The 12,428-nt window shown below is 59.9% G+C and carries 13 protein-coding genes; 10 read left to right on the top strand and 3 right to left on the bottom strand.

What is annotated here, in order from left to right:
• Positions 1-134: 134 nt before the first annotated feature.
• Positions 135-1,850 carry a proline--tRNA ligase gene (locus HB675_RS07050; RefSeq protein WP_213877056.1) on the bottom strand — a complete coding sequence of 572 codons (1,716 nt, stop codon included), beginning with the start codon at positions 1,848-1,850 and terminating at the stop codon, positions 135-137.
• Positions 1,851-2,032: 182 nt separating this feature from the next.
• On the bottom strand, positions 2,033-3,370 hold the full coding sequence (locus tag HB675_RS07045; protein WP_213877055.1) for an OprD family outer membrane porin: 1,338 nt from the start codon (positions 3,368-3,370) through the stop codon (positions 2,033-2,035).
• A gap of 936 nt (positions 3,371-4,306) precedes the next feature.
• Between HB675_RS07045 and HB675_RS07040 the strand changes: the two genes are divergently transcribed.
• Together HB675_RS07040 and HB675_RS07035 are read left to right on the top strand one after the other, a co-directional pair.
• Positions 4,307-4,738 carry an HIT domain-containing protein gene (locus HB675_RS07040; protein ID WP_213877053.1) on the top strand — a complete coding sequence of 144 codons (432 nt, stop codon included), beginning with the start codon at positions 4,307-4,309 and terminating at the stop codon, positions 4,736-4,738.
• Positions 4,735-4,941 (top strand): SlyX family protein, encoded by a 207-nt coding sequence (locus tag HB675_RS07035; protein ID WP_213877051.1) that lies wholly within the window; start codon positions 4,735-4,737, stop codon positions 4,939-4,941. The genes HB675_RS07040 and HB675_RS07035 overlap by 4 nt, the downstream gene beginning before the upstream one ends.
• 71 nt (positions 4,942-5,012) lie before the next feature.
• On the opposite strand, the gene HB675_RS26075 is transcribed toward HB675_RS07035, so the two are convergent.
• A complete protein-coding gene (locus tag HB675_RS26075; protein WP_275957924.1) occupies positions 5,013-5,621 on the bottom strand; it encodes a cold-shock protein in 609 nt (202 codons plus the stop codon).
• A 541-nt stretch (positions 5,622-6,162) separates the two neighbouring features.
• Here HB675_RS26075 and HB675_RS07025 point away from each other — a divergent pair.
• From HB675_RS07025 to ybgC, 8 genes are all read left to right on the top strand, one after another.
• Positions 6,163-6,408, top strand: coding sequence for a ribbon-helix-helix domain-containing protein (locus HB675_RS07025; RefSeq protein WP_256737493.1), 246 nt, complete (start codon positions 6,163-6,165; stop codon positions 6,406-6,408).
• A gap of 97 nt (positions 6,409-6,505) precedes the next feature.
• Positions 6,506-6,727, top strand: coding sequence for a zinc ribbon domain-containing protein (locus tag HB675_RS07020; protein ID WP_213877047.1), 222 nt, complete (start codon positions 6,506-6,508; stop codon positions 6,725-6,727).
• A gap of 52 nt (positions 6,728-6,779) precedes the next feature.
• Positions 6,780-8,555 carry an aspartate--tRNA ligase gene (aspS, locus tag HB675_RS07015; protein WP_213877045.1) on the top strand — a complete coding sequence of 592 codons (1,776 nt, stop codon included), beginning with the start codon at positions 6,780-6,782 and terminating at the stop codon, positions 8,553-8,555.
• 145 nt (positions 8,556-8,700) lie between these two features.
• A complete protein-coding gene (locus tag HB675_RS07010) occupies positions 8,701-9,447 on the top strand; it encodes a YebC/PmpR family DNA-binding transcriptional regulator (protein WP_213877043.1) in 747 nt (248 codons plus the stop codon).
• Between the two features lie 122 nt (positions 9,448-9,569).
• On the top strand, positions 9,570-10,094 hold the full coding sequence (gene ruvC / locus HB675_RS07005; protein WP_213877041.1) for a crossover junction endodeoxyribonuclease RuvC: 525 nt from the start codon (positions 9,570-9,572) through the stop codon (positions 10,092-10,094).
• 90 nt (positions 10,095-10,184) lie between these two features.
• Positions 10,185-10,793 carry a Holliday junction branch migration protein RuvA gene (gene ruvA / locus HB675_RS07000; protein WP_213877039.1) on the top strand — a complete coding sequence of 203 codons (609 nt, stop codon included), beginning with the start codon at positions 10,185-10,187 and terminating at the stop codon, positions 10,791-10,793.
• Complete coding sequence (gene ruvB, locus HB675_RS06995) at positions 10,794-11,843, top strand: Holliday junction branch migration DNA helicase RuvB (RefSeq protein ID WP_213877037.1); 1,050 nt, start codon at positions 10,794-10,796, stop codon at positions 11,841-11,843.
• Positions 11,844-11,970: 127 nt separating this feature from the next.
• Positions 11,971-12,426, top strand: a complete 456-nt coding sequence (ybgC, locus tag HB675_RS06990; protein WP_213877035.1) for a tol-pal system-associated acyl-CoA thioesterase — start codon at positions 11,971-11,973, stop codon at positions 12,424-12,426.
• The last annotated feature ends 2 nt before the right edge of the window (positions 12,427-12,428 follow it).

The raw sequence follows: 12,428 nt of genomic DNA, 5'->3' as shown, positions 1-12,428 counted from the left end.
CCTGTCGGAGCAGCGCTTGGGGCCCGATGGCATCACCGCGCAAACCCGCCGGACCGCGTCGCCAGTATCGCAGTCAAGGCTTGCTCCGCAGCGTCCTGAATTGATCTCGAACGCTGTGGGAGCAAGCTCGGTTGTCAGCGCTGGATACGCGCCTTGAGGAAACCCAGCACATCAGCCACTGGCAAGGCCTGAGCCTCGCTTTCGGTACGGCTCTTGTACTCCAGGTTGCCCTCGGCCAGGCCGCGGTCGCTGACCACGATGCGGTGTGGGATGCCGATCAGTTCCATGTCGGCGAACTTGATGCCCGGGCTGGTTTTTTTGTCACGGTCATCCAGCAGCACTTCGAAGCCGGCGGCGGTCAGTTCGGCGTACAGCTTGTCAGTGGCTTCGCGAACCTGTTCGGTTTCATAGCGCAGCGGCACCAGGGCCACCTGGAAAGGCGCAAGGGTGTCGCTCCAGATGATACCGCCGGCGTCATGGTTCTGCTCGATGGCAGCGGCGACCACGCGGGACACACCGATGCCGTAGCAGCCCATGGTCAGGGTCACTGGCTTGCCGTTCTCGCCCAGTACCTGGCACTTCATGGCTTCGCTGTACTTGGTGCCCAGCTGGAAGATGTGGCCCACTTCGATGCCGCGCTTGATGCTCAGCGTGCCGTGCCCGTCCGGGCTTGGGTCGCCGTTCACAACGTTGCGCAGGTCGGCCACTTCCGGCACCGGCAGGTCTCGTTCCCAGTTGACACCGAAATAGTGCTTGTCGTCGATGTTGGCGCCCACGCCGAAGTCGCTCATCAGAGCCACCGAGCGATCGATGATGCAAGGCAGCGGCAGATTCAGTGGGCCGAGGGAGCCGGCACCGGCGCCGATGGCCGCGCGCAATTCGGCCTCAGTGGCCATGACCAGCGGGCTGGCCACCTGTGGCTGGTTGGCGGCCTTGATTTCATTGAGCTCGTGGTCGCCACGGATGATCAAGGCAATCAGCTTGCCTTCTTCAGCGGCGTGCACCACCAGGGTCTTGACAGTCTTTTCGATGGCCAGGCCAAAGTTTTCCACCAGTTGCGCGATGGTCTTGGCGTTGGGGGTGTCCACCAGACGCAGTGCTTCGCTGGCGGCTGGGCGGCTGGATTCCCGCGGAACGGCCTCGGCTTTTTCGATGTTGGCCGCGTACTGCGAGCCGTCGCTGAAAACGATGTCGTCTTCACCGGATTCGGCCAGCACGTGGAACTCGTGGGAGCCGGCGCCGCCGATGGAGCCATTGTCGGCTTCCACTGGGCGGAATTTGAGGCCCAGGCGCGTGAAGATATTGGTGTACGCCAGGTGCATGCGGTCGTAAGTCTGCTGCAGGGAAGCCTGGTCGGTATGGAAGGAGTAGGCGTCCTTCATGATGAACTCGCGACCGCGCATCAGGCCGAAGCGCGGACGGATCTCGTCACGGAACTTGGTCTGGATCTGGTACATGTTGATGGGCAGCTGTTTATAGCTGTTCAACTCGTTGCGGGCGATGTCGGTGATCACCTCTTCGTGGGTCGGCCCGGCGCAGAATTCGCGATCGTGGCGGTCTTTCAGGCGCAGCAACTCGGGGCCGTACTGCTCCCAGCGGCCGGATTCCTGCCACAGCTCGGCGGGCTGGATACCGGGCATCAGCACTTCCAGGGCGCCCGCAGCGTCCATTTCCTGACGGACGATGGCTTCGACCTTGCGCATCACTCGCAGACCCATCGGCAGCCAGGTGTAAAGGCCCGAGGCGAGCTTGCGGATCATGCCGGCGCGCAGCATGAGCTGGTGGCTGATGACGACCGCGTCGGAAGGGGTTTCTTTGAGCGTGGCGAGCAAATATTGACTGGTGCGCATGGTAGGCCGTTGTCTGTTGCTGAATTGTAGTGTGACTGGGCATTGTACGGGCACGTTCTCCCCCGGTACAAGGCGGGTGGGGGGAGGTGGTCCCCTCTATATATAGAGGGGCAAACAAAAGCCCGGCTGAGCCGGGCTTTTGTTTGCAGCGCCAATACCGTTGCGAGCAGAGCTCGCCTCGATTACAGGATCGAGATCGGGTAGTCGACGATCAGGCGGAACTCTTTGTGGTCGCCGTCGATCTGGCCGGCATCGGCAGTGTGGAACGCCTGGCGGATGCGGAAAGACAGGTCTTTCGCAGGGCCGGACTGAACAACGTACTTGGCTTCGACGTTGATTTCGTGGTGCTCGATGTCAGTGTACTGACGATCGTAACCGGCGTTGACGTACGGGCTGTCAGCAGCGATCTTGCTGTTGTCGATGTCCCAGCCGTAGACATAACGGGTCATGAAGCTCAAGCCAGGTACGCCGTAGCTGGCCATGTTCAGGTCATAGCGAGCTTGAACCGATTTTTCACCCGGGCTGTTGAAGTCAGAGAACTGAATCGAGTTAGCCAGGAAGATCGAGTCGCCACCGCGGTTGTTGTCACCCACACCGATGTAGTCGAACGGGCTGTTGCCGTTGACCTTCTGGAAGGCCAGGGTCAGGGTATGCGCGGTGAGGAAAGAGTAGGCTGCCGACAACGACCACGTGTTGTTGGAGATGTCACCCATCTTGGCCGAACCCGAGTCGCGGGTGTTGTAGTAGTTGAAGTCGAAAGTCAGCGCCTGGGTATCAGTCAAGGCCAGTGCGTAGTTCACGTTGGCATAGTACTGGTTCCAGATGTCTTCCAGCTTCATGCCGTACAGCGAAGCGGACAGGGCATCATTGATTTGATACTTGCCGCCGGCATAAGTGGCCGCACGCGACGTGGCGCCGCCGTATTCGGAACCGATCTCGCCATCACGGTTGACAGTGGATTCACTGGTGGCCGACGTGAAACGACCGGCTTCCAGGTCCAGACCTTTGATCTCGCTGCTCTGGATGGTAGTACCGGTGGCCGTCTGCGGCAGCAGACGCGAACCGCCGACAGCGAACACGGGCGAAGTAGTAGGCTGCTGGTTGCCGATTTTGATTTCGGTTTTCGAGAAGCGGATTTTCAGAGCGGCGCCGGCTTTGCCGAAGCTGTCCGACGGGCTGCCGTCGTGGCTGACTTCGGTGTTGTTGGTACCGGTGGTGCCTTTGCCGCCATCCAGTTTAACGCCCAGGTAGCCGAACGCATCAACACCAAAGCCCACAGTGCCCTGGGTGAAGCCCGAGCTGAACACGCCCTGAAAACCCTGAGTCCAGTCAATGGAGTCGTGGGAGTTATTCTTGTTGTCACGGTTGAAATAATAGTTACGCAGCAGAACGTTCAGGGTGCTGTCTTGAACAAAGCCCTTGGCATCTGCCTGGTCGCTGACGAAGGCTGCTGCCGAGGCCAGTTGGGTGCTGGCAGCGGTAACTGCCAATGCGATTGCGCTCCACTTCATCACTTTCACGTGACTTGCTCCTTTGGTTTTAGGAAGAGTACTGCCGGTCCACCTGGTTTTTTATCTGGGCCGGCTCTTTCTTTTTTTGCCGTGACGGACAACTCCGTTGCGGCGGGTTCAGGGTGCTGCGTATGCGGTATTGCCCATGTGCCGAAGCGCTTTCCCGCGTCAAGAGCCGCATCGCTATCGGCTCTTCCCCCGAGGGTTGGCGACCTGAATCAAGTTTCAGGCCTTTGCTTCGGTACACTCCGTAAACGGGTTCGTTGCCACTTGGGTGACTCACGCAACCTTCGCTACATGGCTCAGGTCGTCTATACGAGTGATGTTGCAACAAGCGTGCACAAAGGTGACATCTTCTAACAAATTTTTCACAACTTTTTTTCTTGACCGGCGGAACCCCCTGTAAACACTAGGGTCTGGCAGGTTTTTTTGTAAAATAACCGGCGCCTTTCGTTACCTGGCCGCCGCTAACCCTGAAGTCAGGTTGTTACCGCTGTGAGGCAATGTGGGAATGTTACTCCCCGTCCGATGCACTGAGATTAGCCAGAACGGCTCTTTTTGGTGCGAAAGGTAGCGCCAGCGTTTTAGATGCTAGACGAGCCGTGCGCTTTCGCATAGCAATCGGATAGACGGAATTTCTCGCTGTGTAAGGCAGTTAGGCATAAGACCTCGTGTGAAATATTGATCTAAGCCCGCTTTCCGTCAGCCCTTTGTGAATGTTCGCACCGAAAAAGTGCGCACTGCGCCATCAAGCATCACTTCGGTCAACGCGGTATAGACCGCTGCCTCGGGCCGGCGGATGCGGGATTGAACGAAGCAGGCATGCCATTTAAGAGTGCAGCGCCGGCAATAGGTGATCGCCTAGGTAAACGGCGTTATCCTGCAGCCACCCTGGCGAGTCTTTGTCCTGGGCATTCATTACCCAACGCTTCGGGAGATCTCACGGTGTTTCATCTGGATTCACGCCTTGAACAAGACACTCACCACCTGGGGGATCTGCCACTGTGCCGTGTGTTGCTAAGCAATGACGCGCAGTACCCCTGGTTCATTCTGGTGCCTCGGCTGGCCGAGGTCAGCGAACTGTTCGATCTTGATGAAGCCGCGCGCCGGCAGTTGTGGCTGGAAACCGAGCTGCTGACCCAGCGTCTGAGTGAGGCCTATGGGGCCGACAAAATGAACGTCGCAACCCTGGGCAATGTGGTTTCCCAATTGCATATGCACGTCATCGTTCGTTATCGCCGCGATGCCGCCTGGCCCGCGCCGGTCTGGGGCAAATCCCCGGCACAGCCCTATACGCTCGAGCAACTGGCCGCTGTACGGCTTAAGTTCAAGACCTTACTGGGCGAAAGTTGCAGTTTCGTGGAGGCAGGGGTATGAGCCTTGAAGAGCGCATCAATGACCTGGAGGGGCGGCTGGCCTTTCAGGATGACACCATCCAGGCGCTGAACGACGTGCTGGTCAAACAACAGAACGTAGTGGATCGCTTGCAGTTGCAGATGGCCGCCTTGCTCAAGCGTCATGCCGAGTTGGTGGGCCAGTTTGAAGCGGTGGAGGAGGAAGCGCCGCCGCCCCACTACTGATCTCGGCCTGCCTGAACGCTTTGCAAAAAAAAAGCCCCTGCTGATCAGGGGCTTTTTCATGGCAGTGATTGTCAGCGGCGAGGCGACGCCGCAATTACATCTTCTGCCTGCAGGCCTTTGTCACGGTTCATGACCGAAAACTCTACGCGTTGGCCTTCCACCAGGACGCGATGGCCTTCCCCGCGAATGGCACGAAAGTGCACGAAGATATCGTCGCCCGAATCGCGGGAAATGAAGCCGAAACCCTTGGACGTGTTGAACCACTTGACCGTGCCGGTATCGCGGTTGGTCATATCGTAGTGTGCAGCCGGTGCGCTGGCGGCAGGCGACGAGCGGTAAAAGCTCACACCTAGATGCAGGGCAACGGCCAGCAGGGTGCAGGTCAGGCTGAACAGCACGGCTGGTTGATTGCCGATGACCGGCAATGGCGCCAGCAGGGCGATGGTCTGCAGGATCACCGCCAGCACCAGCAGGGCACTGGAAAGGTTTTGCAGTTGGTGGCGCCCGCCACGGTGCCAATAAGGCACCACCGGCGCGATCAGCAGGTTGAGCAGGCCGAACAAGGCCAGGTAGACAGCGTCAGGTTGTTCCAGGTAGGGCAGCGCATCGGCGCGCAGGTTGGGTATGAAGGACAGCAGCAAGGCTGCTGCGCCCGTTACCAGATGAACGATTTTCAACATTTTGATTGACTCACGTTAAGACGGATCGCAAGGAAGAGCTGCCGTGGCACGGTCGCCCATGAACTGAAAGGGCGGTAATCACGTGTCACGACAAGCCTATGCGTCGATTTCCGGGGGGTCGAACGCACGCCAGCTATTTAACAGCAAAGCGTGGGGCTTCTCAAATCAAGCGCTTAGGTGGCGTACCCGGTAGTTGTTTACAAGATATGTGTGGTGCTGTCGGGGCTTTGCCAGGCAGAAGGTGCGGGCCTGCCGGGCGGGCGGAAAAACCAGTGGGAAACGCTGCCGTGCCCGTTCTTGAGGCATTGCGTGGCAGTTACAATTCGCGCGCTGCAGCGCGTTCGCCGCTGGTTTTAAATGGTTGTCCTCTGCTGGACCGATGGCAGTTCCCTTACTTGACGCATTGCGCAAGTACTGCCCGGTTCATTCGGTTCAAGGAAGAATCATGCTCAGCACCCGTGATGTCATCGCTCCCGTTATCTCCCGCGTCCTCGATCAAGCTTGCAAGCAGGGCCTCGATCCGTTCGAACAGCAGTTCGACATGCTCCTGGCTCGGCCGGTCTCCCGTTCGGTCCGGCTCAACGGCTTCGCCACCTGTCTGCGTCTTGAAGAGATCTACTGGAAGATTCTCGATCGCATCGCTCGGGCCAACGACTGTTCGATCAATGGAGTGCTCTCGCACATCGACCGCCAGGTGCACCTGCGCTATGGCGGGGTGAAGAACTTCAGCGGCCTGGTCCGAGTCGTGTGCGTGGTGCACCTGCTCGAATACCCGGTCAGCGAATGAGACGGCAGGCTGCACAGCGTTGATTAACCGGATATAATCCCGCTCTTTGTTGTTTGGCGCCGTGCGTGCCTTGAACCAGCTCGTCGAGAGATATCCCATGCCCATGTATGACTATCAGTGCGAGGCCTGCGGCCACCCGTTGGAAGCGATCCAGAAGATCGGCGCGCCGCCGTTGACCGATTGCCCTGCCTGCCAGGCGCCCGCCTTGAAGAAAATGCTGTCCATGCCCGGCTTTCGCTTGAGCGGTAGCGGCTGGTACGAGACGGACTTCAAGACCGGTACGAAAAAGAACCTGGCCGGCGCCGACAAGCCTGACTGACTTGCGCCAGACCTCTCCCGAATATCGAATCAAGAGAAGCGAAACCACCATCATGATGCGCAGCCATTATTGCGGCCAACTGAACGAGACCCTGGATGGTCAGGAAATTTCCCTTTGCGGCTGGGTCCACCGTCGTCGCGACCATGGCGGGGTGATTTTCCTCGATATCCGTGATCGTGAAGGCATGGCCCAGGTGGTCTTCGACCCGGATCGCGCGCAAAGCTTTGCTGCTGCCGACCGCGTGCGCAGCGAATACGTGGTGCGCATCACCGGCAAGGTTCGCCTGCGTCCGGCCGGTGCAGTCAACCCGAACATGGCCTCTGGCGGCATTGAAGTGCTGGGCTACGAGCTCGAAGTGCTGAACGAAGCCGAGACGCCACCGTTCCCGCTCAACGAATTCTCCGACGTCGGTGAAGAAACGCGCCTGCGTTATCGCTTCATCGACCTGCGTCGCCCTGAAATGGCCGAGAAGCTGCGTCTGCGTTCGCGGATCACCACCAGCATCCGTGGTTACCTCGACCAGAACGGCTTCCTCGACGTCGAAACGCCGATTCTGACCCGTGCCACGCCGGAAGGTGCTCGCGACTACCTGGTGCCGAGCCGTACTCACCCCGGCAGCTTCTTTGCCTTGCCACAATCGCCACAGCTGTTCAAACAACTATTGATGGTGGCCGGCTTCGATCGCTACTACCAGATCGCCAAATGCTTCCGTGACGAAGACCTGCGTGCCGACCGTCAGCCTGAGTTCACTCAGATCGACATCGAAACCAGCTTCCTCGACGAAAGCGAAATCATCGACATCACCGAGAAAATGGTGCGCAAGCTGTTCAAGGAAGTGCTGGACGTGGAATTCGCCGAATTCCCCCACATGACCTTCGAAGAGGCCATGCGCCGTTACGGTTCCGACAAGCCCGACCTGCGTAACCCGCTGGAACTGGTCGACGTCGCCGACCAGCTGAAGGACGTCGAATTCAAGGTGTTCAGCGGCCCGGCCAATGACCCGAAAGCCCGCGTTGCAGCCTTGCGCGTGCCCGGTGGTGCGAGCATGCCGCGCAGCAAGATCGACGACTACACCAAGTTTGTCGGCATCTACGGCGCGCGCGGTCTGGCCTACATCAAGGTGAACGAGCGTGCCAAGGGCGTCGAAGGGCTGCAGTCGCCGATCGTCAAGAACATCCCCGAGGCCAATCTCAATGTCATCCTCGACCGCGTTGGCGCGGTTGACGGAGACATCGTGTTCTTCGGCGCCGACAAGGCGAAGATTGTCAGCGAAGCCCTGGGTGCCCTGCGCATCAAGGTCGGCAACGACCTGGAGCTGCTGACCTGCGAGTGGGCCCCGATGTGGGTCGTCGATTTTCCGATGTTCGAAGAGAACGACGACGGCAGCTTTTCGGCCTTGCATCACCCGTTCACCGCACCCAAGTGCAGCCCGGCGGAGCTGGAGGCCAACCCGGCCACGGCGTTGTCGCGCGCCTACGACATGGTGCTCAACGGCACCGAGCTGGGTGGCGGTTCGATCCGTATCCACCGCAAGGACATGCAACAGGCGGTGTTCCGTCTGCTGGGCATCCAGGAAGCCGAGCAGGAAGAGAAATTCGGTTTCCTGCTCGACGCGTTGAAATACGGTGCACCACCCCATGGTGGCCTGGCTTTCGGTCTGGACCGTCTGGTGATGCTGATGACTGGCGCCCAGTCGATCCGCGAAGTGATCGCTTTCCCTAAAACCCAGAGTGCTGCGGATGTCATGACCCAGGCGCCGGGTGTGGTGGATGCCAAGGCGTTGCGTGAACTGCACATTCGTTTGCGCGAGACGCCGAAGGCGGAGTGATCCCCGATCGCCGAGCAACCGGGTTCTGCGCAGGACCGAGCTTGCTCGGGAAGACGGTGTAGGCCTCTCCCGAGCACATTCGGTCCTGCGCGCTCAGGCTTGTTCGCCGGGGTCGATATTCGAACCAAGAATTCTGGAGCAACACATGGCTGGTCATTCCAAATGGGCGAACATCAAGCACCGCAAAGAGCGCCAGGACGCCAAGCGGGGCAAGATTTTTACCAAGTGGATTCGTGAGTTGACCGTGGCGGCCCGTGCGGGCGGCGGCGATCCGGGTTCCAATCCGCGTTTGCGTCTGGCGCTGGACAAGGCGCTGGGCGCCAACATGAGCCGCGACATCATTGATCGTGCCGTGGCCCGCGGTACCGGGGCGGCCGGCAGCGATGACGTCGAGGAACTCAGCTATGAAGGCTACGGCCCGGGTGGCGTGGCGGTGATGGTCGAGTGCATGACCGACAACCGCAACCGTACGGCTGCAGCCGTGCGCCACGCGTTCAGCAAGTGCGGTGGCAACCTGGGTACGGACGGATCGGTCGCCTACCTGTTCGATCGCAAGGGCCAGATCAGCTTCGCCGCCGGCGTCGATGAGGATGCCTTGATGGAGGCGGCCATGGAGGCCGATGCCGATGACGTGGTGGGGAATGAAGACGGCTCGTTTGACGTCTTCACGTCCTTTGCCGGGTTCTATGGTGTGCGCAATGGGCTGGAGGCGGCGGGTTTCAAGGCTGCCGACGCAGAAATCGTGATGCTGCCGACCACCAGCGCCGAGCTGGATCTGGAGGGGGCCGAAAAAGTCCTCAAGCTGATCGACATGTTGGAGGACCTGGATGACGTGCAGAACGTCTATTCCAACGCCGAGATCCCCAACGAGGTGATGGAACAGCTGGGCTGAGTCGTTCCCGGCGGTACACTGGAAGCCGGAGTCGCCAGGCCGCGTGAAATACGCGACCATGCGGCTCCGGCTTCTGTCATCAGGCGAAGACTGCCGATACCCACCCTCATGCTGCAGGCTTTATGACGTTAATCCTAGGTATCGACCCCGGTTCGCGCATCACCGGTTATGGCATTGTTCGCGACATCGGCCGCGGCTGCGAATACGTGGCGTCCGGCTGCATTCGTACGGGCGGCGGGTTGTTGCAGGAGCGTCTGCAAATCGTCTTTCGCGGTGTACGCGAGGTGATCCAGACCTACGGCCCGGTGACCATGGGCATCGAGAAGGTGTTCATGGCCCGCAATGCCGACTCGGCGCTCAAGCTGGGGCAGGCCCGCGGAGCAGCCATCGTGGCAGCGGTGGAAGAAGGTCTGGAGATTGCCGAATACAGCGCGACCCAGGTCAAGCAGGCCATTGCCGGTACCGGGGGGGCGAACAAGGAGCAGGTGCAGATGATGGTCATGCATCTGCTCAAACTGACTCAGAAACCCCAGATCGATGCGTCGGATGCCCTGGCGATTGCCCTGTGTCATGCGCACACCCGCTCCAGCCTGATTCCCCATGGGCTGATCGGCGCACGCAGTCGCAGCGGTCGTCTGCGGATGTGATTGCAGTATCGACTTGCACATTTTACGTTGTCGGACCCTGCGATCCTGCAATGATGGCGGGATTGCTCGCCACGATTTAGGAAACAGACTGTGATTGGACGATTGCGCGGAACCTTGGCAGAAAAACAGCCGCCGCACCTGATTCTCGACGTGAATGGCCTGGGCTATGAGCTTGAGGTGCCCATGACCACCTTGTATCGGCTACCGCCGGTCGGCGAACCGGTGACCCTGCACACCCATCTGGTGGTCCGGGAAGACGCGCAATTGCTGTACGGTTTTTACGAACGCCGCGAGCGCGAACTGTTTCGTGAGTTGATCCGTCTCAATGGTGTCGGCCCGAAACTGGCACTTGCCTTGATGTCCGGGCTGGATGTGGACGAACTGGTGCGCTGCGTTCAGGCTCAGGACACGTCGGCGCTGGTCAGAATCCCCGGGGTCGGGAAAAAGACCGCCGAGCGCCTGCTGGTGGAGCTCAAGGACCGCTTCAAGGCCTGGGAGACCGTACCCGGTCTGTTCCAGCTGGTGCCCAATGGCCCGCAAGGTCCGGCACCGGTCAATACCGCCGAAACCGATGCGGTCAGCGCGCTGATCTCCCTGGGCTACAAGCCCCAGGAGGCCAGCCGCGCGGTCGCGGCCATCGATGCCAAGGGCCTGAGCAGTGAAGAACTGATCCGTCGCACCTTGAAAGGAATGATTTAAGTGATCGAAGCTGACCGTCTGATTACCGCCACCGGCCGCGACCGCGAGGAGCAGCAGGACCGTGCCATTCGGCCGTTGAGTCTGGCCGAATACATCGGCCAGCCGACCGTGCGTGAGCAGATGGAGCTGTTTATCCAGGCCGCGCGCGGGCGCAACGAATCGCTGGACCACACCTTGATCTTTGGCCCGCCGGGTCTGGGCAAGACGACGCTGGCCAATATCATCGCCCAGGAAATGGGCGTGTCGATCAAGAGCACTTCGGGCCCTGTCCTCGAGCGGCCTGGAGACCTGGCGGCGCTGTTGACCAATCTCGAACCTCATGACGTGCTGTTCATCGATGAGATCCATCGTCTGTCGCCGATCGTCGAGGAGGTGCTGTATCCGGCCATGGAAGATTTCCAGCTGGACATCATGATCGGCGAAGGTCCGGCAGCGCGCTCGATCAAGCTGGATCTGCCACCCTTTACCCTCGTGGGCGCGACCACCCGCGCCGGGATGCTGACCAATCCGCTGCGCGACCGGTTCGGTATCGTTCAGCGCCTGGAGTTCTACAGCACTGAGGATCTGGCGACCATTGTCTGCCGCTCGGCGAGCATCCTCGGCTTGCAGATCGAGGAGCAGGGGGCCTTCGAGATCGCTCGCCGTGCCCGCGGCACACCGCGTATTGCCAATCGCCTGCTGCGTCGGGTGCGGGACTTTGCCCAGGTGCGGGCGCAGGGCCACATCACCAAGCCCATCGCCGATCAGGCCTTGAACATGCTGGATGTCGACGAGCGTGGCTTCGACCACCAGGACCGACGTCTTCTGTTGACCCTGATCGAGAAGTTCGACGGTGGCCCGGTGGGCGTGGACAGCCTGGCGGCTGCCATCAGTGAGGAGCGTCACACCATCGAGGATGTGCTGGAGCCTTATCTGATTCAGCAGGGCTACATCATGCGTACCCCGCGTGGGCGAGTGGTCACCCGGCATGCCTACCTGCATTTCGGCCTGAACATTCCCAATCGGCTTGGGGAAATGCCGGACATCCAGGTTCAGGACGTACCTGAATGAACGGAGTCGAATGCGAGTTTCGGTGGTCCTAGGGCTGGTGTGCAGAGCAAACCGCCTGAACACTGGTAAAACGAATAAAAAACAGTTGCCTGCCTGGATTGGCAACCCGAGGAGTAAGCACTAGAGTATGCGCGCGCAAAACGGGCTTGGGCCATTCGCACACCGCTGTCGCGTTTATTACGAGGACACCGATGCGGGTGGCGTTGTTTATTACGTCAACTACCTGAAATTCATGGAAAGGGCTCGTACCGAGCACCTGCGCGAGTTGGGTTTTTCCCAGTCGTCGCTGGTCCTGGACAACCTCTTGTTCGTGGTGCACTCCACTGAAACGCGCTATCACGCGCCGGCCCGTCTGGATGACGAGCTGCTGGTGAGTGCCCAGGTGGTGGAATTGAATCGTGCCAGCCTGCGATTTTCGCAGCGAGTGACGCGAGCGACAGATGATGTGCTGCTCTGTGAAGGGCAGTTTTTGGTGGCCTGCGTGCGCGCCGACAATTTTAAACCCCGGGCCATCCCCACAGCACTGCGTGCGGCCTTTGCCGACGCGAGCGGCCCGGGTAAAACTCTAGAGCAGGAGATATAAGC

Origin of the sequence: Pseudomonas sp. dw_358 (assembly GCF_018449655.1) — a bacterium.
Taxonomy (GTDB): domain Bacteria; phylum Pseudomonadota; class Gammaproteobacteria; order Pseudomonadales; family Pseudomonadaceae; genus Aquipseudomonas.
This window is presented reverse-complemented; position numbering and strand designations above follow the sequence as displayed.